Source organism: Gallibacterium sp. ZY190522 (assembly GCF_054166015.1).
Genome location: NZ_CM135118.1, coordinates 1,978,867 through 2,001,804 on the forward strand (window position 1 = coordinate 1,978,867; position 22,938 = coordinate 2,001,804).

General features: G+C 41.0%; 20 protein-coding genes and 1 rRNA gene. 14 read left to right on the plus strand and 7 right to left on the minus strand.

Annotation, left to right across the window (positions count from 1 at the left end; translation table 11 throughout):
- Positions 1-6: 6 nt before the first annotated feature.
- Positions 7-774: a gluconate 5-dehydrogenase gene (gene idnO / locus ACXPAV_RS09460; RefSeq protein WP_458004417.1), complete on the minus strand. Its 768-nt coding sequence runs from the start codon at positions 772-774 to the stop codon at positions 7-9.
- Positions 774-1,796 carry an L-idonate 5-dehydrogenase gene (idnD, locus tag ACXPAV_RS09465; protein ID WP_458003349.1) on the minus strand — a complete coding sequence of 341 codons (1,023 nt, stop codon included), beginning with the start codon at positions 1,794-1,796 and terminating at the stop codon, positions 774-776. The genes idnO and idnD overlap by 1 nt, the downstream gene beginning before the upstream one ends.
- A gap of 161 nt (positions 1,797-1,957) precedes the next feature.
- On the opposite strand from idnD, the gene ACXPAV_RS09470 reads away from it, so the two are divergent.
- The 9 genes from ACXPAV_RS09470 to phoR all read left to right on the plus strand — a co-directional run bounded on the left by ACXPAV_RS09470 (position 1,958) and on the right by phoR (position 11,981).
- Positions 1,958-2,962 (plus strand): LacI family DNA-binding transcriptional regulator, encoded by a 1,005-nt coding sequence (locus tag ACXPAV_RS09470; RefSeq protein WP_458003350.1) that lies wholly within the window; start codon positions 1,958-1,960, stop codon positions 2,960-2,962.
- Between the two features lie 23 nt (positions 2,963-2,985).
- Positions 2,986-5,151, plus strand: coding sequence for a DNA helicase II (gene uvrD, locus ACXPAV_RS09475; protein WP_458003351.1), 2,166 nt, complete (start codon positions 2,986-2,988; stop codon positions 5,149-5,151).
- 129 nt (positions 5,152-5,280) lie between these two features.
- Positions 5,281-6,126: an RNA polymerase sigma factor RpoH gene (rpoH, locus tag ACXPAV_RS09480; RefSeq protein WP_039135686.1), complete on the plus strand. Its 846-nt coding sequence runs from the start codon at positions 5,281-5,283 to the stop codon at positions 6,124-6,126.
- 140 nt (positions 6,127-6,266) lie between these two features.
- Positions 6,267-7,307 carry a phosphate ABC transporter substrate-binding protein PstS gene (pstS, locus tag ACXPAV_RS09485; protein ID WP_458003352.1) on the plus strand — a complete coding sequence of 347 codons (1,041 nt, stop codon included), beginning with the start codon at positions 6,267-6,269 and terminating at the stop codon, positions 7,305-7,307.
- 62 nt (positions 7,308-7,369) lie between these two features.
- Complete coding sequence (gene pstC, locus ACXPAV_RS09490) at positions 7,370-8,320, plus strand: phosphate ABC transporter permease subunit PstC (protein WP_018346860.1); 951 nt, start codon at positions 7,370-7,372, stop codon at positions 8,318-8,320.
- The gene (pstA, locus tag ACXPAV_RS09495; protein ID WP_013745896.1) at positions 8,320-9,168 is read left to right on the plus strand and encodes a phosphate ABC transporter permease PstA; all 849 of its coding nucleotides are present in this window, start codon (positions 8,320-8,322) and stop codon (positions 9,166-9,168) included. The genes pstC and pstA overlap by 1 nt, the downstream gene beginning before the upstream one ends.
- A 10-nt stretch (positions 9,169-9,178) precedes the next feature.
- A complete protein-coding gene (gene pstB, locus ACXPAV_RS09500; RefSeq protein ID WP_458003353.1) occupies positions 9,179-9,955 on the plus strand; it encodes a phosphate ABC transporter ATP-binding protein PstB in 777 nt (258 codons plus the stop codon).
- Between the two features lie 28 nt (positions 9,956-9,983).
- Positions 9,984-10,673: a phosphate regulon transcriptional regulator PhoB gene (gene phoB, locus ACXPAV_RS09505; protein WP_013745898.1), complete on the plus strand. Its 690-nt coding sequence runs from the start codon at positions 9,984-9,986 to the stop codon at positions 10,671-10,673.
- A gap of 3 nt (positions 10,674-10,676) precedes the next feature.
- Positions 10,677-11,981 (plus strand): phosphate regulon sensor histidine kinase PhoR, encoded by a 1,305-nt coding sequence (gene phoR, locus ACXPAV_RS09510; protein ID WP_458003354.1) that lies wholly within the window; start codon positions 10,677-10,679, stop codon positions 11,979-11,981.
- A 1-nt stretch (position 11,982) separates the two neighbouring features.
- Here the strand turns inward: phoR and rluA are convergent, their stop codons facing one another.
- Together rluA and rapA are read right to left on the minus strand one after the other, a co-directional pair.
- Positions 11,983-12,636, minus strand: coding sequence for a bifunctional tRNA pseudouridine(32) synthase/23S rRNA pseudouridine(746) synthase RluA (gene rluA, locus ACXPAV_RS09515; RefSeq protein ID WP_018346857.1), 654 nt, complete (start codon positions 12,634-12,636; stop codon positions 11,983-11,985).
- Positions 12,637-12,638: 2 nt separating this feature from the next.
- Positions 12,639-15,557: an RNA polymerase-associated protein RapA gene (gene rapA, locus ACXPAV_RS09520; RefSeq protein WP_458003355.1), complete on the minus strand. Its 2,919-nt coding sequence runs from the start codon at positions 15,555-15,557 to the stop codon at positions 12,639-12,641.
- Between the two features lie 240 nt (positions 15,558-15,797).
- Between rapA and pnuC the strand changes: the two genes are divergently transcribed.
- A complete protein-coding gene (pnuC, locus tag ACXPAV_RS09525; RefSeq protein WP_039172582.1) occupies positions 15,798-16,481 on the plus strand; it encodes a nicotinamide riboside transporter PnuC in 684 nt (227 codons plus the stop codon).
- 133 nt (positions 16,482-16,614) lie between these two features.
- Here pnuC and ACXPAV_RS09530 read toward each other — a convergent pair whose 3' ends face one another.
- A complete protein-coding gene (locus ACXPAV_RS09530) occupies positions 16,615-17,298 on the minus strand; it encodes an alpha/beta hydrolase (protein WP_458003356.1) in 684 nt (227 codons plus the stop codon).
- Positions 17,299-17,707: 409 nt separating this feature from the next.
- Here ACXPAV_RS09530 and ACXPAV_RS09535 point away from each other — a divergent pair, with 409 nt between their 5' ends.
- Entirely contained in the window at positions 17,708-18,217 is a 510-nt protein-coding gene (locus tag ACXPAV_RS09535; protein ID WP_458003357.1) for a GNAT family N-acetyltransferase, read from the plus strand.
- Positions 18,218-18,349: 132 nt separating this feature from the next.
- Here ACXPAV_RS09535 and ACXPAV_RS09540 read toward each other — a convergent pair whose 3' ends face one another.
- Positions 18,350-19,327, minus strand: a complete 978-nt coding sequence (locus tag ACXPAV_RS09540) for an alpha/beta hydrolase family protein (RefSeq protein WP_458003358.1) — start codon at positions 19,325-19,327, stop codon at positions 18,350-18,352.
- Between the two features lie 180 nt (positions 19,328-19,507).
- On the opposite strand from ACXPAV_RS09540, the gene ACXPAV_RS09545 reads away from it, so the two are divergent.
- The 3 genes from ACXPAV_RS09545 (at position 19,508) to ACXPAV_RS09555 (ending at position 22,173) form a co-directional block, all read left to right on the plus strand.
- On the plus strand, positions 19,508-20,401 hold the full coding sequence (locus tag ACXPAV_RS09545; RefSeq protein ID WP_458003359.1) for a LysR family transcriptional regulator: 894 nt from the start codon (positions 19,508-19,510) through the stop codon (positions 20,399-20,401).
- Positions 20,402-20,569: 168 nt separating this feature from the next.
- Entirely contained in the window at positions 20,570-21,853 is a 1,284-nt protein-coding gene (locus ACXPAV_RS09550; RefSeq protein WP_458003360.1) for an agmatine deiminase family protein, read from the plus strand.
- On the plus strand, positions 21,850-22,173 hold the full coding sequence (locus ACXPAV_RS09555; protein ID WP_039135692.1) for a hypothetical protein: 324 nt from the start codon (positions 21,850-21,852) through the stop codon (positions 22,171-22,173). The genes ACXPAV_RS09550 and ACXPAV_RS09555 overlap by 4 nt, the downstream gene beginning before the upstream one ends.
- Before the next feature lie 532 nt (positions 22,174-22,705).
- On the opposite strand, the gene rrf is transcribed toward ACXPAV_RS09555, so the two are convergent.
- Positions 22,706-22,821, minus strand: a 5S ribosomal RNA gene (rrf, locus tag ACXPAV_RS09560).
- Positions 22,822-22,938: the final 117 nt, after the last annotated feature.

The window sequence follows — 22,938 nt, forward strand, 5'->3', positions numbered from 1 at the left end:
CGTTGTTTATACAGCGACTAACATTCCACCATCAACAAACAACAGATGGCCATTGACAAAATCGGAAGCTTTAGAAGAAAGGAAAACAGCTGAACCGATTAATTCTTCTGGATCTCCCCAGCGATTAGCAGGTGTTCTCTGACATAACCATTGTGTAAATTGCTCATTTTCTACTAATGCCTTAGTCATATCCGTTTTAAAATATCCTGGTGCAATTCCGTTTACCTGAATGTTATAACGAGCCAATTCAACACACGCCCCACGAGTAATCATTTTTACTGCACCTTTAGAAGCTGCATACGGCGTGATAGTATCTCGTCCTAACTCACTCTGCATTGAACAAATATTGATAATTTTTCCTGCATTACGTTTCACCATATATTTGCCAACTTCCTGAATCATTAAGAAAACCGCTTTTTGGTTAATTTCAATAACGTTATCCCACTCCTGTTCAGGAAATTCCAAAATAGGATGTCGCCGTTGAATACCAGCATTATTAATTAGGATATCAATTGCCCCTATTTTTGCTTCGATTTCCGCAACATTACGCTCAATTTCGCTTTTTTTAGTCACATCAAATGGAACTGAATGAGCAAGAAAACCTTTCTTTTTTAACTGTTCAGCAGCGACTAGCGCTTTTTCTGCGTTAATATCATTAATGATAATTTCTGCACCATATTGAGCTAATCCATTTGCAAGTAAAAAACCTATCCCTTGAGCAGAGCCAGTTATCAAAGCTCTTTTCCCTGTTAAATCAAATAAATTATTCATAATTATTCCTCAAATTTAAGTTGGACTTTTATAGCAACACTTTTATCACTCGCTATTTGTAATGCTTTTTCTGCATCTTGATAAGAAAATTCATGAGAAAGCAACGGTAACGGATTAATCAATCCTTGCTCTAACCAACGTACTGCTACTTCAAATTCATTAGTAAAACGGAAGGCCCCTCTATAAGTAAGTTCTTTCGCTAAGAATTTTGTGATCGGAATAGCGGCATCTCCTTTTGCCATTCCTATTTGAATAATTGTGCCGGTTGCTTTAGTTGCATCAATTGCAAAGTTGATAGCACTATTTGCTCCTGAAGCTTCAAAACTCACATCAAAATAACCTTTATCTTGGAAATACTGTTCTTGATCCTCCAAAGGATTAATCACAGATGTTGCTCCCATAGCAATAGCACTATTTCGGCAAGATTCTTGTATATCAGAGGCAACAATTTCAACCGCACCAGCTTTCTTACAAGCAGCAACCACAAGAGAACCAATTGGTCCACAACCTGTCACTAAAACTTTCTTTCCAACCAAAGAACCTGCTTGATTAACAGCGTGAATCGCAACAGCTAACGGTTCAGCAAATACCATTATTTTGCTTGGTATCCGATTATCATAAGGGACAATTTGATCATTTCTTACAGCAACATATTGAGAAAAACCGCCATCCACATGTGGATTCAACATCGCACTGCCGAAAAAACGCATATTTAAACATTGATTGGATTTTCCACTCAGGCAATATTTGCATTTTAAACAAGGCTTACTTGGATTTACTGCAACCGCTTGCTTTTTATTTTCTAAAATACCAACGACTTCGTGACCTAAAATCATAGGATGTTTTAAACTGAAGTGTCCTACTCCCCCTTCTTGATAGTAATGAATATCAGAACCGCATATTCCCCCTCTGCTTATTTTAACTACTGAATCATTACTTTCCTTAGCAAATATCTCTGTTGTGGTAATTTGTATTTGATATGCTCCTGATACTTTCACACATTCTGACTTATAAATTTCTGTCATTCTTCACCTCTTTAACCATCAATGCAACCGATTGCATTAACGTAATATTTATTAAAAAGTGTTGCAACAACATTTTGTTCAAAGTGTGATCAGTTTCAAAAAATAAATGATTTCAGATAAAATATAAAACAACAGAATTAATTGATTAAGAACCGTTATCTATGAAAAAACGCACAACAATTGATGACATAGCGAAAGCTTTAGGAGTTAATAAATCCACTGTTTCTAGGGCAATTAATAATCCTTCTTTAATTTCCACAGAAATGAGAGAAAAAATCGAGAAAATGTGTAGAAAAATGAACTATATACCTAATAGTATAGCTAAATCACTTGCATCATCATCTACCAATTCTATCGTGCTATTAATTCCCTCTTTCAGTAATGACGTGTTTAAAGAAGTCATTGATGGTGTAAAAGAAATTTGCGACCAATGGAACTATAATTTATTAATCAGTGATTTTTCTTATACACCATTGGAAGAACAACACATTATTGAAAAATATATGCAACAAAATGTGGATGGCTTTATTCTCACAGAAACATTTCATACACAAAAAACGATAGAGTTATTAAAAACAGCTAATATTCCGACAGTAGAAATTATGAATATCTATGATAATCCTAACTTTCTTGCTAATATTGGCATCAATCAATATGTCGCTGCTAAAGAGTTAATTCGTTTTTTAGTACAAGAAAAACATAGAAAAAACATTGCATTATGCTCCTCTTGGTTAGATAGCAGAGCATTATTAAGAAAAAATGCGTGGGAAGCTGTTTTAAATGAGAACAATCTTGTCACAGATAGACATTTTAAAATGCAACAAAGAACTTCTTTTGCCAGTGGTGCTGAAGCACTCATTGAAATTTTATATCGTTGGCCTGATACAGATGCGATTTTTTTCATTAATGATGACATTGCAGCGGGAGCAATTATGGAATGTTCCCGTAGAGATATTAAGGTTGGTAAGGAGCTAGATATTGTCGGTTTCAATGATTTAGAATTTTCCAAAGTACTCAATCCGAGCCTAACTACAATTGCTACACCTAGATTTGAAATAGGAAAAATGGGTGCCGAAATATTAATTCAATTTTTAACATCTAAAAAACTCCCTTCTCAACAAATCATTGAATTACCTTTTAGATTTATGCGCAGACAAAGTGCTTAGGTCTAACAATAACAGGATCTCCTATGGACTTTTCAGAATTATTAAATGGTTTAAATGAACGACAACGTGAAGCAGTTGCAGCTCCTTTAGCTAATTATTTAGTACTCGCAGGAGCCGGCAGTGGAAAAACACGTGTACTAACTTATCGCATTGCTTGGTTAATCGGTGTTGAGAATATCAGCCCCAATGCCATTCTTGCGGTAACCTTTACTAATAAAGCAGCTGCTGAAATGCGTCATCGCATTGAAAATTTATTACAGGATCAAATCACACCACCTTTCGGAATGTGGGTCGGAACGTTTCACAGTTTGGCACATCGTCTTTTACGTCGTCACGCTTTGGATGCCGGTTTACCACAAGATTTTCAGATCTTAGACTCTGAAGATCAACTACGGTTAGTAAAACGATTAGTAAAATCCTACAATCTGGATGAAGGGTTGTATCCACCTAAACAGATTTGTTGGTATATCAATAACAAGAAAGATCTTGGTTTACGTGCAGATCAAATTGAAATTCACAATAAAGAAGATCGCAGTTGGATTGAAATTTACAAAATTTATCAGGATGCCTGTGATCGCGCCGGTTTGGTCGATTTTGCCGAATTATTATTAAGAACTTATGAACTTTGGCAGAAAAAGCCGTTGATTCTGCAACGTTATCAACAACGTTTTCAGCATATTTTGGTGGATGAATTTCAGGACACCAATAATATTCAGTATGAATGGGTTAAATTATTGGCTGGAAATAGTGCCAATGTGATGATTGTCGGGGATGACGACCAATCTATTTATGGTTGGCGTGGTGCAAAAATTGATAATATCTATCGTTTTTTAACTGATTATCACGCAGAAACGATCCGTTTGGAACAAAACTACCGTTCTACGGAAAATATTTTACAAGCTGCTAATATGTTAATCGCTAATAACGAGGGACGTTTAGGTAAGCATCTCTGGACGGAAGGCAATAAAGGCGATCCTGTCGGAATTTATCGTGCATTTAATGAACACGATGAAGCACGTTTTGTGACTTCACAGATTAAACAGTGGGTAGATGAAGGAGGTAATTATGATCAATGTGCAGTGCTATATCGCAGTAACCGCCAATCACGAATTTTAGAAGAAGCATTTTTACAATCCGGTCTGCCTTATCGTATTTATGGTGGTTTACGTTTCTTTGAACGTCAAGAAATTAAGGATGCTCTCGGCTATCTGCGTCTTTTAGCAAATCGTCAAGATGATGTTGCCTTTGAACGAGTAGTCAACACACCACCCCGTGGCATTGGCGATAGAACACTTGAAATTTTGCGAGATATTGCTCGTAAACGAACATTAACCCTTTGGCAAGCAACACAATTAGCCTTGGAAGAAAGTTTGGTACAAGGACGTTCCGCTACTGCATTATTGCGTTTTATTGAACTTATTAATGCATTGGATAATGACACTTTCGATTTCCCTTTAGCAGAACAAACTGAATTTGTGATTGAACATTCAGGACTGAAAGAGATGTATCAAAAAGAGAAAGGTGAAAAAGGTGAAGTGCGTTTAGAAAATCTAGATGAACTGGTTTTTGCTGCAAGAGATTTTCAAAAACCAGATGAGGCGGAAGATATGAGCGACCTGATTGCTTTTCTGACTCACGCTTCGTTGGAAGCCGGTGAAGGACAAGCCTCGCCACATCAACAATGTGTCGATTTAATGACGTTGCACTCTTCAAAAGGTTTGGAATTTGATCGTGTTTTCATCGTTGGAATGGAAGAGAGCTTATTCCCGAGCGGTGCTTCAGGAGAAGAAGGCAGAATCGAAGAAGAACGCCGTTTGGCTTATGTCGGTATCACTCGTGCAAGGAAAAAACTTACGCTTTGTTATGCTGAACAACGCCGTGTTTATTCTCAAGAAGAAAAACGTATTGTTTCTCGTTTTATTAATGAATTACCGCAAGAAAATATTCAGGAGATTCGCTTAAGAGGTACAGTAACAAGAGCGGTAAACCTTGCAGCGGTTGGTACAGCAAAATCAATTTTAGAAAATTCAGAATGGAAGCCGGGTCAACGCGTAAAACATCATAAATTCGGATATGGTTCAATTATTAATGTAGAAGGTAGTGATAAAAACTGCCGGCTACAAATTGCCTTTCAAAATCAAGGCATAAAATGGCTAATTGCTCACTTAGCAAATTTAGAAAAATTGTGATCTATATGAAACTTTTTGCATTATAATAGGTCAAATAAAGCGTTCGTTAAGTTAAGTTAAGACAGTTTTTACATTAGGCATTAACTGTGCTATAACGGAAACAAATTTTTTAATATAAGAAGGTAGTTAATGACAAAAGAAATGCAAAACATGATGCTTGTTCCTCAAGGTAGTTTAGAAGGCTATATTCGAGCAGCTAATGAATATCCAATGCTTACCGCAGAAGAGGAGAAGGAGCTGGCAGAACGTTTGTATTACCATCAAGATGTTGATGCCGCGAAAAAATTAATTTTATCCCACTTACGTTTTGTGATTCACGTTGCACGTGGTTATTCCGGTTATGGTTTGCCACAAGCCGATTTAATTCAAGAAGGTAATGTTGGTTTGATGAAAGCCGTGAAACGTTTTAATCCTGAAGTTGGTGTTCGCCTAGTTTCTTTTGCTGTGCATTGGATTAAAGCAGAAATTCACGAATATGTGTTACGCAACTGGCGTATCGTTAAAGTCGCCACCACTAAAGCTCAACGTAAATTATTCTTCAATTTGCGCAAAACAAAACAACGTCTAGGTTGGTTCAACGCAAATGAGGTAGATATGGTTGCTAACGAACTCGGTGTTTCTGCAGAAGACGTACAAGAAATGGAATCACGTATGAGCGGTATAGATATGGGTTTCGATTTACCTACTGATGATAGCGAAGAAACCTATTCTCCGGCACTTTATCTAGAAGACAAAAGTTCAAACTTCGCTGCCGAATTAGAAGAAGAAAACTTTGAAAATCAAGCAACCGATCAACTTAGTGAAGCATTGGAACAATTAGACGAAAGAAGTCGTCATATTATCCAAACCCGTTGGTTGGATGATAATAAAGCCACATTGCAGGAGTTGGCTGATCATTATGGGGTTTCAGCCGAACGTATCAGACAATTAGAAAGCAATGCATTAAAAAAATTAAGAAATGCAGTAACATTCTAAATTCCCTCTATAAAAATACCCCATATTTCACTCGGAATATGGGGTTATTTTTTGTATTTCTTCCGCTGTCATCAAACTGTCACATTTCATCGCTAAACTTCCTAACGTCAAATGTTAATTCATTCTGTTAGGAGAAACCTATGTTACCGAAAGTCCTTAGAAAACTTGCTCTCGTTGCTATTTCATTACCTTTTATCGCTCAAGCAAATGCCCACGAAATTACCGGCGCAGGCGCTTCATTCCCTTATCCGATTTATGCCAAATGGGCAGGGCTTTACCAACAACAAACCGGCAATAAAATCAATTATCAGTCCATCGGTTCCGGTGGCGGTCAGCAACAGATTATCGCTAAGACCATTGATTTCGGTGCTTCAGACGATCCAATGAAAGCAAACGCGCTTACAGAACACCAGTTATTACAATTCCCTGCCATCATTGGCGGCACCGTTCCTGTTGTCAATATTCCGGAAATCAAAGCCGGCGCATTAAAACTTTCAGGTGAGGTAATTGCTGACATATTCCTCGGCAAAATCAAAAAATGGAACGATCCGGCGATTGCCGCACTGAATGACGGCATTGCCTTGCCGGATAAAAATATTCTGGTAGTACGCCGTTCAGACGGTTCCGGCACAACCTTCGGCTGGACGAACTATTTATCCAAAGTTTCTGCTGAATGGAAAGAAAAAGTGGGTGAAGGAAAATCCGTTAAATGGCCGGTCGGACAAGGCGGAAAAGGTAATGAAGGCGTTGCCGCTTACGTTAAACAGCTTAAATATTCTATCGGTTATGTGGAATATGCTTATGCCAAACAAAATCAATTAACTTGGGTTACTTTACAAAATGCTTCCGGTAAATTTGTACAACCTTCTCGTGACAGCTTTATGGCGGCGGCAGCCAATGCCGACTGGGAGAAAGCTGCCGGAATGGGCGTAGTTTTGACAAATGAACCGGGCGATCAATCTTGGCCAATCACTGCGGCAAGTTTCATCTTAATCCACAAAAATGCCGACAATGCCGAAAACACCAAAAATGTCTTCAGTTTCTTTGAATGGGCATTTAAAAACGGTAAAGACGCTGCTTTAGAACTGGATTATGTGCCATTACCGGACACTGTTGTCGAAAAAATTAAAGCTCGTTGGCACAGTGAAGTGAAAGATGCGCAAGGAAAAACTATCTATTAATATTCTATTGAAATATCAAAGGGTTATGCTCTCACATAACCCTTACCTTACAAGGTAGAAAAATGCATAAAATCGATAATAAATGTTTAAATCACGCTTGGTTGGAAAATGTTTTTAAGAACACCACCCGTTTTTTTGCTGTCTTTGTTTTTATTGTGCTCTCCGCCATTTTATTGTCTTTAGTGATTGGTAGTTGGGATTCGATTTCTAAATTTCATATCGCTTTTTTATGGAGTAACGACTGGGATCCGGTGCAAGAAAATTATGGGGCATTGGTACCGATCATCGGCACATTAATTTCCGCCGCCATCGCCTTAATTATTGCCGTACCAATCTCTTTCGGCATTGCCACTTTTCTCACTGAATTATCTCCACAATGGTTAAAACGCCCGATTGGCACCGCAGTAGAGATGTTGGCAGCGATTCCTTCCATTATTTACGGGATGTGGGGGCTATTCGTTTTCGTACCGCTTTTTCAAGAATACATTCAGCCTTATATCATTGATACTTTTGGTAATTTACCGTTAATCGGCATTCTCTTTTCCGGCGCACCTTTCGGTATCGGACTATTCACCGCCGGATTAGTGTTGGGCATTATGATTATTCCTTTTATCGCCTCAACAATGCGTGATGTTTTTAGTGTTGTACCGCCAATGTTGAAAGAATCCGCTTACGGCTTGGGTTCAACCACGTGGGAAGTGATTTGGAAAGTCGTGCTGCCGTATACCAAAGCCGGTGTTGTCGGCAGCATTATGCTTGGATTGGGGCGTGCATTGGGCGAAACAATGGCGGTCACTTTCGTTATCGGGAATGCCTTCCAACTTCCGGATTCTATTTTTGCACCGTCCACCTCTATCGCTTCTGCGATTGCCAATGAATTTAACGAAGCCGGCGGTTTACAGAAATCAGCCTTGATGGAGTTAGGGTTAATTCTATTCTTGATTACCACTTTAGTATTGGCGATCGCACGTTTATTAGTGATGCGAATGAGTCGACTAGAAGGAAGAAAATAATGCATAAATATCAAAATCAACGCTTTTATTGGCGTAAAAGCAGAAATCTTCTTATGTTAAGCCTTGCCTATCTGGCAGTGCTGTTCGGGCTTTTTTGGTTGATTTGGATTTTATACACATTAATCATCAAAGGCATCCCGGCACTCTCGTTTGAACTGTTCCTAAAAGCGACACCTGCACCCAACGAAAGCGGCGGTTTGATTAATGCCATTATCGGTTCGATTATGATGGTATTAATTGCCACCTTTATCGCCACACCGATTGGCGTTTTGGCAGGCACCTATTTAAGCGAATACGGTCGCTATAGCAAATTATCGAAAATTACCCGTTTTCTGAACGATATTTTACTTTCCGCACCCTCCATTATTATCGGGCTGTTTATTTACGCAATCTATGTTTCGCAAGTAAAACACTTCTCCGGCTGGGCAGGTTCGTTGGCTTTGGCAATGTTGGTAATTCCAGTTGTGGTCAGAACCACCGACAGTATGTTGAATCTCGTGCCGAATAATTTACGCGAAGCCGCCGCTGCACTCGGTTGCCCGCAATGGCGAGTCATTACGATGGTTTGCTATCGTGCCGCTCGCTCCGGCATTTTAACCGGCATTCTGCTTTCCGTTGCCCGCATTTCCGGCGAAACCGCACCATTGCTGTTTACTGCGCTCTCAAACCAATTCACCTCTTTGGATATGAATGCACCAATGGCAAATCTACCGGTGGTGATTTATCAATATGCCGCCAGCCCGTTTGAAGATTGGAATGAACTGGCGTGGGCAGGTGCAGCATTAATTGCGATTTTTGTTTTATCTTTAAATATTTTAACCAGACTTTGTTCCAACAAACATAAATAAGGACCATAAAATGGATATGTTATCAAACCAAATTGATGCGAAATTAACCGTTAATAATCTCAATTATTATTATGGTGATTTTCACGCTTTAAAAAATATCAATATGAAAATCGCAAAAAATAAAGTCACTGCATTTATTGGTCCATCCGGCTGCGGAAAATCGACACTGTTGCGTACATTTAACCGGATGTATGAACTTTATCCGAACCAACACGCCACCGGTGAAATTAATTTAGATAATGAAAATTTATTGACCACACATATTGATATTGCCATTATCCGCGCCAAAATCGGGATGGTTTTCCAAAAGCCGACACCGTTTCCAATGTCGATTTATGATAATGTCGCTTTCGGCATTCGTTTATTTGAGAAACTGCCTAAATCAGAGTTGAATGATCGGGTCGAATGGGCATTAACCAAAGCCGCATTATGGAACGAAGTGAAAGATAAGCTGAACCAAAGCGGTGATAGCTTATCCGGTGGGCAACAACAACGCTTATGTATTGCGCGCGGTATTGCCGTTAAACCGGAAGTGTTGTTATTGGATGAACCTTGCTCTGCGCTCGATCCGATCTCAACAATGAAAATCGAAGAGCTGATCAGCGAATTAAAACACGATTACACTGTTGCCATCGTCACGCATAATATGCAACAGGCGGCGCGTTGTTCCGACTACACCGCCTTTATGTATCTTGGTGAGCTGATTGAATTCGATCAAACCAGTAAAATTTTTGACAAACCAAAATTCCAACGGACAGAAGATTACATTACAGGTAGAATGGGTTAAAGCAGCAACTCAAATAAAATGAGGGCTTATGGCGGGCAAAATTTTAATTGTTGAAGATGAACGTGCGATCCGTGAAATGGTTGCACTTTACTTACTGAAGCAAAATTATGAGGTGATTGAAGCGGAGGATTATCAAAGTGCGGTAAATCGCCTTGAGGAACAACCGCAGCTTATTCTGTTGGATTGGATGTTGCCCGGTCGTTCCGGCATTATGTTTATTGAATATCTAAAAAAACAGGAACAAACCGCTAAAATTCCAATCATTATGCTCACGGCACGCAGTGCGGAAGAGGATTGCATTACCTGTCTGAACGCCGGTGCCGATGATTACATTACCAAGCCGTTTTCACCGAAAATTTTATTAGCCAGAATCGAAGCGTTATGGCGACGCAGTTATGATCCGCCGAGCCAAATTGTCAGTTTTGAAAATTTACAAATCGATCAGCAGGCGCAACGTGTTAGCGTGGAAAATCAATTTGTGGAATTAAGCGCAACCGAATATAAATTACTGCTGTTTCTAATGACGCATCCCGAAAAAGTCTATAGCCGTGAACAGCTATTGAATCATATTTGGGGCGATGATATTTATGTTGAAGATCGCACTGTTGACTCCTATATTCGCCGATTACGCCGCAGTTTAGAGCCTTTTCAGGCTGATCGCTATGTGCAAACCGTTCGTGGTTTCGGCTACCGTTTTTCTAACCATTTTCAGGATTAACCAATGAAGCTCAATCTGTCGTTAAAACATCTGATCATCGAAGTGTTGCTGGCGGTCGGCATTGCTTCACTATTGAGTCTCTTCAGTAAAGATTTCTCGTTCTGGCTAATTGCCTTGTTGGTAATTTTACTGATTTGGCACCACTATAATGAATTCAGTTTATTGCAAATCATCAATCCGAATAAACCCCCTAAAAGCAAAAAGAAAATTACTGCGCTTGAGCATATTTCACAAACTGCTGCCTACTACAATGAGCGAACTCGCCGCGAAAAAATTAAATCGTTACGGCTACTTTCCAGGCTAAATCGCAATATTCAATTTTTGCCCGATGCGGTATTAATTTGTGAACACAACGGCGATATTTCTTGGTGCAACCAAGCAGCACAGGAGATGTTTGAATTTATTTGGGATAAGAAAACGCAAAAAAGTGTTTTTAAGGTGATTTTTTACCCCGAATTTAAACACTATTTTCGTCATTTAACCTTTAACAGGCGCAATCGCCCTTTGGTTTTACTGACCCACAATAAACGCTATATCGAATTTAATATCAATAGTTACGACAGCGAATCCTATTTAATTATTGCACGCGATGCGACCTCGTTTATTCGCTTAATGCACTCCCGTCAAACTTTTCTGGCGAATATGAACCACGAACTGCGCACACCATTAACGGTGCTGCAAGGTTATTTGGAAATGTTTGAGGGCGAGATCGATGAAAAATCACCTTTTCAACAAAAAGCATTGCAGGCGATGAAAGAACAAAGCGAGAGAATGGCGACATTGCTGCAACAGCTATCTTTATTGGCAAAAATTGAAAATATCAATAGTGCCGAACACGAAGTGGTTGATATGTCACAATTAATTCTCTCTTTACAAAAAAATACTGCCGTTATCCATCAAGCAAAACAGCAAATTATTTTTGAAATCGAGCCGGATTTGAAAATTATTGGGGATGAACACCAATTACAAAGTGCGGTTTCCAATCTGATCTATAACGCTATTCGCCACGCCGGCGAAGAGGCGATTATTCACGTCAGTTGGCAACGTTGTAAACAAGGGGCAAGATTTTGTGTCAGCGATAACGGTATCGGTATTGAAGCTCGCCATCTTGCCCATTTAACCGAACGTTTTTATCGCGTGGATGAATCACGCAATAATAAAACCGGCGGCAGCGGCTTGGGATTAGCCATTGTTAAACACGCTTTGGAACAACATCAATCCTATCTTGAAATCCAAAGCGAAGTCGGTAAAGGCAGTGAATTTTCTTTTATTATCAAACCCGATTTAATCGTCAATCCGCAACAATAAGTTAGAAATCCGGCGGGCAAGTAAATGTCATCCGTTCTTGAGTGATCGGATGCGTAATAGTAAGGCTTTCTGCGTGTAAATATAATCTCGGTGCCATTGCCCGCACTGCCGGAGGAGAATAGAACTTATCACCCAGAATCGGATGCCCGAGAGCTAACATATGTAGACGCAACTGATGCGAACGACCTGTGATCGGCGTCAATTTCACGCGCGTGGTGTTATTCGGATAACGCGCTAAAACCTGATACTGCGTCTGTGCTTTTTTGCCGACTAAAAAATCTATACGTTGTCGCGGTCGATTCTCCCAATCACAAATTAACGGCAAATCGACAATACCGCTATCCTGTTCCAAATGCCCCCAAACAATCGCTTGATAATGTTTCTTCGGTTCTCGCTCGCGAAATTGTCGCTTCAGCTCTTTTTCAGCGGCTTTGGAAAGCGCAAACAGTAAAATGCCGCTGGTTGCCATATCTAAACGGTGCGCCGGCTCGGTAAAACCGAATTTATTCGCCACGCGTGTGGTGGCGCTATCCTGATACTGCGGCTGATTGCCGGGAACCGACAACAAACCGCTCTGTTTATTCACCACCGCAATATAGTTATCCTGATATAAGATATTCAATCCTTGCGGCGGGTTGTACGCTATTAATGCCATAATTACTCTTTATTACTGACAATCACACGCAAACTGTCCAAACGCCAACTTGCTTTTTTCAGTTGAGCCAGTGATTGCGCAATTAATTGTTCCTGTTGTTCAATTTCATCCTGACGAATATTTTTATTCACCGCCTGAAGTGCGGTAAGACGCTGAAGTTCACTATATAACGTTTTATCCGCCACTTCGGTAGCTTCCGCAATAATTTGTTCAGCATAAGGCGCTATCAAAGTTTGAGAGTGCTTAATCAGACGATCAATATCCGCTTTCGTCATTTTAACGACTTTATTTGCCATATTTTTATTGATCGGCTTAAGCTGTTTTTCTAAACCGCGGAAAGAGACTTGTGAGGCTAAATCATTGCCCTTAATATCCAATAACAAACGCACCGGTGTCGGTGGCAAGAAGCGAGTTAATTGCAAGGCTTTCGGTGCCTGTACTTCAACCACATAAATTAATTCCAACAATAACGTACCTGCCGGTAACCCTTTATGCGGCAATAAACTCACTGCCGTTTTGCCAATATCGCCGGAAGTGATCAGATCGATACCGTTTCGCACCATCGGGTGATCCCACGTTAAAAACTCAAGATCTTCACGTGCCAATGCCAATGAACGATTAAAAGTGACGGTGCTTCCCTCCTCTTTTAATCCCGGAAAATCAGGTACTAACATATGCCCGGTCGGCTGAATCACTATCGAATCTTCGCCCAAATCTTCCTGATCTAAACCGATTACATCAAACAGACTCAAACAGAAATTAATTAAATCCGGTTGTCCATCCTGTTGTTCAATAGCAGCAGCGAGCTGTTGTGCTTGCTCTCCACCGTTAGAATTGAGTTCCAACAGGCGATCTCGCCCTTGTTCCAACTCCTGCTGCAAGCGAATCCGCTCTTTTGCCACCTGTTCAATAAAGAGCGCAAATCCCGCCTCATCTTCATTTGGGTTATCAATAAATGTCTGTAGCTGTTTACCGTATTTAGCGAATAAGGTTGCCCCCATCGGGCAAGTCTGTTCAAAGGCTCCCAAGCCTTTTTGATACCAATCCACCAAAATCATCTGTGATGTTTGATTAAAATAAGGCACATAAATTTGAACATCTCTGGTTTGACCGATACGATCCAAACGTCCGATGGACTGCTCCAATACATCCGGATTTAGTGGCAAATTAAACAATACCAATCGGCAAGCAAATTGGAAATTACGCCCTTCCGCACCAATACTGGAACTTAACAGTACTTTTGCGCCGTCTTCCTGTTGTGCAAAATAGGCTGCCGCCCGATCACGTTCAACAATCGACATTTTCTCGTGGAATACCGCAGAACGAATGCCCTCTTTTTCGCGCAAAATCTTCTCTAACTGCAATACGGTTTCGGTTTGTTGACAAATAATCAATACTTTTTCTTGGCTATGATTTTTGAGAAAGGTCAATAACCATTCAATGCGCGGATCAAAATCCCACCACGCCGCTTCCGGGTTAAGCTGATGAAACAGCACTTCCGGATATAATGAATTTTGTTGCACCGTCTTATTAAGTAAATTCACAACTTTGATCGCATTTGCATACTGCTTCGGCAATTCCAGTTTTACTTGATGCAAAATACGTTTCGGAAAGCCTTTCACTCCTTGACGCGTATTACGAAATAATAATCGGCTAGTGCCGTGGCGATCCACTAAATTAGTAACCAGCTCTTGTTTCGCCTCTTGGATCTGCTCGTTAGAACTGTTACCGCCATTAATAATCCGCAATAACGGTTCAATATCCTGTTCAGGCAGTAATTCAGCTAAAACATTCTGTTCTTCAGCGGTTAATTTCTTATCAGATAACAAATCATTCACTGCTACCGCTACCGGACGATACTGTTTCTGCTCTGCAACAAAGGCATTGTAATCATAAAAACGATGAGGATCTAATAACCGTAAACGTGCAAAATGGCTTTCCTGTCCCAACTGTTCTGGAGTTGCCGTTAGCAACAAAACTGAAGCTATCTTTTGCGATAACTGTTCGACAAAACGATAAGCTCGACTTGGCGCCAACGAGTGCCATTCCAAATGATGAGCTTCATCAACAATCAGCATATCCCAATGGCTTGCCAATACTTCTGCCATTCGATTTTCTTGTGTAACTAACCAATCCAAAGAACAAATTACTAATGATTCAGTATCAAAAGGATTTACTTTAACACTTCTTCCATTTTCTTCTTTACGATCAAAATCCTGACAACGTTCTTCATCAAATAATGAAAAATTCAGATTAAAACGACGCAACATTTCAACTAACCATTGGTGCTGTAATGTTTCAGGCACTAAAATTAGCACCCGTTCAACTCTACCAGAGAATAGCTGTTGTTGTAGAATCATTCCTGCTTCTACAGTTTTTCCCAATCCGACTTCATCTGCCAACAATACCCTTGGTGATAAACGATTTCCAACTTCCTGAGCAATATGTAACTGATGAGGTATTAAACTAGCTCTTGTACCACGTAACCCTCTAAATGGTGATTGAAATTGCTGTTGCTGATGTCGTAATGCGTGATAACGCAATGTAAAACGATCATTTCTATCAATTTGTGCAGAAAACAGTCTATCTTGAGGTTTACTAAAAGTAACTTGATGTGCTAGTTCTAGTTCTTTAATTACAACTTCTTCGTCTGTATCGATTCTTTTCGCTAAATAAAGAGCAACTCCATTATTTTCCATCACATCCAATACTTCCGCTTGCCAACCTTCGTGATGAGTAATCACATCACCTTGCTGAAACAATACTCGCGTCATCGGTGCCACCGCAAGGGAATAAACTCGTGTTTCATCCGCTGCAGGAAACAAAAATGTTACCGTTCTCTGGTCTACAGCAGTGACTAATCCCAATCCTAAGTTATTTTCGCTTTCACTAATCCAACGTTGTCCAATCGTAAATGACATTTTATTGTTCTTCTCTTTCTTCTGTTTTGATTGATTATTCAATTTAAAAATAAGCGCGGATTGTACTCTGAATAGTCTGGAAAACCAAAAAGATTTATCAGTAATCTCCTTACATTGAGAGCAATGTAAAATATCAGCTATATTTATACAGAAAACATTTAATTTATAGAAAAAAATAATGCATATTTGCAACAAAAAATATAGAATGTAATAGAAAAAATGATATTCACTGGAGAACCTATGTTAACTATAAAAAATATTCAACAAGAGCTGTTCGGAGGTTGGACAAAATTTGAGAGTTTCTGGCTAGTACTCTTTGTTACATTACAGATAGGAACCTATATCCATCAGCCTGATTCTCTATTAGCAATGATCTCCGGTATTGCCGGTATTTTATGCGTTATATTTGTTGGTAAAGGGAAAATAAGTAATTTCTTTTTCGGTCTAATCTTTGCTTATACTTATTTCTATGTCGCTTGGGATAACAAATTTTACGGTGAAATGACAACAACATTGTATGTTTATATTCCGGCACAATTTATCGGTTATTTTTTATGGAAAGCCAATATGCAGAAAGATGGTGAAAGTGAAATCGTTGCTGCTAAAGCATTGAATTTTAAAGGGTGGCTCATCACCATTTCAGCAATCACTATCTGTTCTTTGCTATTCATCTCCTATTTAAAAACCACTGACGGCAATTCTGTATCGCTAGATGGCGTTACCACCGTAATGGTAATTGCAGCGCAATTATTAATGTTATTACGTTATCGAGAACAGTGGGTATTATGGATTATTATCAATGTCCTCTCGATTGCCTTATGGGCGGACACTGCAGCAATGTATATTATGTATGCTGCTTATTTATTAAATTCCCTTTATGGTTATTACAACTGGACTAAACTTGCTAAAACAGCAAATGCTTAAACTATTGCTTTGATAAAAACTGTTTTTTGATCAATTATCTGCACCGCAAAAGTTGGATTCATTATTCAACATTAAGGGGTGGTGCAGTTTTTTATGAAAAAACAAATGTATAGTGCTTTTTGTCGGCTTTTAGCTACGAATTAGCGGCATCAATAATAAGAGCAGACACTGCTTCAACCTGCGAAACTAAAGAGGCGTGGCTAGCATCTAATTCAATGAGCTTACGAGGCTTCATTCTCTGCGCCATCATTCTTTGATTGTCTGGATGAATCATTCGATCTTGAGAAGAAATTTGATACCAACACGGTTTCACTTTCCAAGCTGGTTGTGTAACTATATCACTGAAAGTCGAAGCAATAGGCGCTTTTTGTGTGACTGACATCGGATAAGCCAAGTTTTCGTCAATATCTTGACAGAAACTTTGGTGATACTCTTCACGCTTTATCCATAAATAACCATCACTATCCCCTTCAATCGCCGAAAAAGCTTGTGGTGGCAATTTTTGGCTAATCTCTCCTGCACTTTCACCAACATCAGGTGCAAAAGCCGCAATATACACTAAAGCCTTCACATTAGGCATATTCCCCATCTCTGAAATTACTGCTCCACCGTAAGAGTGTCCAACCAATACAACTGGTCGTGGAATCTGAGCCACCATTTTACGAGTTCGTTCCGCATCATCTTGAAGTGAGGTCAGTGGATTTTCCACAGCAAAAACATCAGTATAACCTTGTTTTTTGAGTTCATTGATCACTAAATTCCAATGAGCTGCACCACCCCAAAATCCGTGAACTAATACGATAGCTGGTTTATTCATTTTATCCTCCAAATTAAAAACATTGTTGAATTCATTCTAAATTATCCCCTATTGTAGGAACAACATAGGTAAAATAAGTTTTTAACAGTGATATTAATAGGTATCTTCTTACATTTTAAGAACTCGGTTATTTGTTCACTCCCTTTATAGTATTGCGATACTCTTCCTGTGTATCTTATATACTATTCAAACATTTACAACACGCCATCTTACTAGACTGCCCACATTCATCTCTGTCGGAAATTAGTGCAATGTCAATCTACAACAATGCTTATTTGCCACAAACATAGTGAAAAACGGCGAAATGAACACAAATCAGATGTTAAAGAAATAACATCATTTTATTTTGTCTTTTACCATCAAAACCTCTAAAATTCAGAGTTATCAAAAAAAATCATTAGGATACAAAATGACAACATTCACCGTTCGAAAAGCTCGTCCAGAAGATACCCAATCGATTGAAAACTTAATCCAAGCAGCTTTTGCTGATATGCCTTTAAGCGACGGACAAGAATCGCTCTTAGTTCACAATTTGAATGCTAACCACGATGTAGTATTAGAATTAGTAGCTGTGCAAGCAGGAGAAATCATCGGGCATATTTTATTTAGCCCTGCAACTATTTGTGGACAGTCTGTACTAGCATTAGCGCCTCTCTCTGTTGCTCCACAATGGCAACGGCAAGGCGTGGGGAAAGCTTTGATTTTAGCCGCACATCGCCAAATTAAGACTATGAACTATGCAGCAATTGTAGTGTTAGGACACCCTGATTATTACGCTCGCTTTGGCTATCTGCCAGCAGAGGACTACAATATCAGCGCCCCATTTGAGCTACCTGAAGGCGTATTACGCGTACTACCCTTGGTGAAAAACATGCCACAAGGAGAAATTCATTACGCTACTGCATTTGGATTAAATTAAAAAGAAAAATATGGTTCTTTCTACGGAATTTTATGTTTCTATTTATTCTTATTCTGAAAAATGGAGTATTTCCTCATAAAAAACAAAATGTTCGCCTTTTATAAATAACCATACTTTTCTTCTGTTTACTGCTTAATCCGCCATATAACGATTGATAAAGGCGAGGATTTGTTCAGGGTGGCGACCAAAATAATTGTAGCCGTCTTTGAAGCGATACGGTGTGTTTTCAATCCACAGCAATTCTTTTTCTTTCGCACCGAGCAAATCAAAGGTTTTTTGACCGTCTTCGGGATTGCGTGTCCACGCGTCTTCCAACACTTGCACAATCATTGTTGGCATTTTCACCGCGTGCGCCCATAGGTGTGGAGTCATTTCTGCCATGGTGAAACCGCCCATTTTGAGCAATTCTAAATCAATCAAGGGTTGATATTGTTGCACGCCTTGCAATTCAGAAAAGGCATCATAAATCGCCGCCATCGACACCACCATCGGGCTAACCATACAACGCACATTTTCAAATAAATCAGGGCGTTCCATAATGGCACGGTATTGTGAATTACCGCCCATACATTGGCTGTACAGTGCCACTTTCATTTTGGAAAGCTCAGGGTGGGCATCGACAAATTTTTTCACGCCCACGCAATCACGCCATTCCCAGTTGCCAATACCACTGATGCCATTATTCGCCGCTCCGCTGTTGCCGTGGTTGCGAATGTCGTAGGTCAGCACATTGTAGCCTGCATCGGTGAGGTGTTTGTATTGAATCACAAAATCGATTTCTACCGAGTCAAAGCCTGCCCAAGGCTGCCCGAAATGACCAGGGAAACCTGCACGGCACATCGGCAAAGCGTGGTTAAAAATCACCAATTTATCGCTCATTCCGCCTTTGGCTGGGATAAACCACGCTTCGAGCGGCACACCGTCTTCAGAGGGGATCACCCATTCTTCAAAAGGCATATCGTAAGCGGCTGGGGTTTTAAAAATAAAGCTACGCAAAGGGCGAACAATGCCCGCTAAGGCTTTGACTTTTTCATAATCGGCGGCGGAAATGGTTTTTTCTTGTTCCAACGCCAAAGCGAGGTGGTCGGCTGGTAAACGGTTGGATAACATAAATACTCCTTATGGTCTTAAAAAATAGGGCGTTATGTATAACGCCCTGAATGAACAGTCGCCATTATAGCCTCTCAGAATGGCAAACAAAATGATAGAAAATGGAATTTATTATTTCTGTATTTGGAATAATTGAAGAACTTTGCTATGATTTTTTCGCCATCAAGAGGAACAAAGACGATGAAAAACAGGCTGGAATTGCTCCATATTTTTTGCACGGTGGCGAACACCTTGCATTTTAAAAACGCCGCACGCGAGCTGGGCGTGTCGCCACAACGCGTTACCCGTAGCATCAGCGAGTTGGAACAATCTTTGGGCGAAGTGCTGTTTCAGCGTAGCACCCGACAAGTGCAACTCACGGATTTTGCCCGCCAGTTTTTGCCCCGTGCCCAACGCCTACTTGCCGATGCCGAAGCGCTGATTCACCCTCAGCCCAATCACGCACTGAGTGGCACTGTCCGCATTGCCCTGCCTGATTACCCCATCTTAATGAACGAGGTGTTGCAACAACTGTTGATCCGCCTAAGTGATTTCCCCGATATTCAACTGCATTGGCGTACCGACAACGCCTTGATTGACGTGGTGGCAGGCAAAATTGATGTGGGCATACGCTTTGGCAACCCACAAGATAGCCGTCTGATAGTGAAAAAAGTCGGGCAAGAACAAGACATTATCGTTGCCAGCCCCAACCTGTTACAGCACTATGGCGAGCCAAAAAACTGGCAAGACCTCATTAGCCGTTACCCCTTAAGTGCCTTGATTAACCCCAACAACGGACGCATTTGGCAATGGGAAATTGGCACACACCGCCATCAGCCCAACCCGCCCAAACTGCTCACCAACAACATCAGCAGCGAACTTTCCGCCGTGCTGGCGGGGCAAACCATCGCCCATATCCCCCGCCAACTGTGCCAACCTTATCTTGAACGCGGTGAATTGGTGGAACTTTTCCCCCAACTGCCCCGCAAACAATGGCCGTGTTACCTCTATCGCCCTAAACGCCAAGCCGAACAGCCACGAGTCAAACGCGTATTTGATTTGCTTGCGGAGATTTTGCTAGGGCGGTTTGGGTGAGGTGAGAAAATCATCTCGTCACGGCGAAATGCGGTGCTTTAATCCCTTGCTCAACATAAAAAATCACCGAAAAAAAACACCGCACTTTTGTCATCAGCCCTCAAACTTTCCTCGCTTACCATTTTATGCCGTTGTATAATTCGCCGAATTTTTTATAGAGAGAAGCTTATGAAACGTCGTGATTTTTTACTTGGAGCGAGTGCATTAGCCATTTCGCCTTATTTCTTACGACACGCTCAAGCAACTAATAGCGGAGCAATCCAATATTTTATGCCGTCTGAAAGTGCGCCACATCAAGCCACTTGGATGGCATATGGTGCAACAGCTGGTGCGTGGGGGACGACAGGGGTGTATGGAATGGCACGCCGTGCGGCACGGGCAGATTTAATGCGAATCGCCGCCAACCTTTCCCGTTTTGAACCCGTGAATATGCTGGTGAACCCCAATGAAATGGAGGAAGCCCGTGCGGTGTTAGCACAGGTGAAAAGTGAGCTGGCTCAGTCTGATTTGCAGGAATATAGTGCCACAGGCGTATTTACCAACGGGCGTGCCATTCCCAACATCGAAGCAGGTGGCAAAATCAACCTCATCGCCGCCCCGCTTAATGATTTATGGGTACGCGACACCGCTCCGCTATTTGTGCGTGATGAAAACGGCAAACGTGCCGCCGTGGATTTCAATTTCAACGGCTGGGGACAGGCAGACACAGGTGCAGAAGGTTGGCGAAAAGACCCAGCTAAACGCGAACACGGCATTGTGGATCAACCCATCGGTAAAGACCAAAAAATCGCCGCTTTTGTCGCCAAATACACCCATTCGCCATTAGTGAAAACCTGGCTGGTAATGGAAGGTGGCGGCATTGAAGTGGACGGCAAAGGCAACGCCATCTGCACCGAAAGCTGCATTCTTAACGATAACCGCAACCCCAACCGCAGCAAAGCCGAAGTGGAACAAGAATTACACCGCGTACTGGGCGTGAACAACATCACTTGGCTCAAAGGCTTAAAAGCCCGTGACATCACCGATGCCCACATTGATTTCTACGCCCGTTTCACCGATGACGACAGCGTACTCTGTGCTATTGATGATGAACCAGAATCACCGGATTATTCAGTAACCCGCGATAATCTGCGTGTTCTCAAACAGCACCACCGCAATGTGATTGAGCTACACGCCCCGAATTACGAAACCGTGCAAGCTGCCGTAGAAGCCCGCCAATACAAAGGCTTCCGCTTCAATGAAGACGGCTTCGCCGCAGGCTACATCGGCTTTTACGTTGCCAACGGCTGCATCATCTTGCCACAATTTGGCGACCCTGATGCCGACCGTGAAGCCTTTGACATTGTCAGCCAAAGCCACCCAGACCGCACTGTGCTACAAATCGCCACAGACGGCATCGCCAACGGCGGCGGCTCAATCCATTGTGCCACCCAGCAGGAAATTCCCGAATGAGTGAAGAAAAACAACCCAATTTCAAAGACTTACGCCAGCCGATGATTGCCTCCATCGGCATCGTAATGGGCTTTTTGCTGAACTTCCTCGCAGGCTGGGCGGCTGCAGACGATAGCCAACCTGCGGTAAATAGCCTCTCTGATTTACTCATCACCGCCTCATTATTGGTGGGGCTGGTGATGATGCTCAGCGTGCTTTACCGCCTGCTCGCCCACCCCGAACGAATGCAACAAGCCAGCCACTACCAGACTACCTTTCGACTCTATTTCTCCAGTCTCATCTTAACCTTTGGTGGTTTGATTTTTGCCTTGTTTATTTGATGAGGCTTCAATCCTCTGAAAACGGCTGAAAAAATGACCGCACTTTTATTAGCGTTTGGCTTAAAAGTGCGGTGCTTCTTTTTCATTATTTTTAATGCCGTCTGAAACCCTATTTTTAGATAGCCTTAGTTTTCCTTTTTTCTCACGAACCAAAAAATGTAGTGATCTACTAAATGAGCAGTCCTTGATAGTTTTTTTCGCTAAAATTGGCTTAATCCTTGATTATAGCTATACAGTCTCACTCTATTATAGTAAAACACGTAACATTTAATATCTTCCTTGTCTTCATCTAATGAAGAATAACCGTCTTTTAACATCCATTCATATTTAAACTTCTAAACCAACAGCTACATCGGTACATTATTCCAACAATTTCTTCGATAGCTCATACTTTGTATCAAATCGTGCTGTTTTACACATTATATAAACGACTCACGTTAGAATTCTCCACCTTTCTCAAAGCAAGCCTTTAATGTAAAACAACATAAAAAAACGCTAACCTCTCGGTTAGCGTTCCTTCCTTTAATTTATAACCTGGCAGTGACCTACTCTCACATGGGGAATCCCCACACTACCATCGGCATGACAACATTTCACTTCTGAGTTCGGCATGGGGTCAGGTGGTGCTATTGCATTCTCGCCGCCAGGATTATCCTGTCTATACACTGCTTTTTCCTACTTTCTGCTCTTGCTCTTGCTTTCCACAGTGTATCTGCTTATTCTCTATCTTCTCTTTCTTCTTGTTCTTTCTTTAACCTTTCCGGC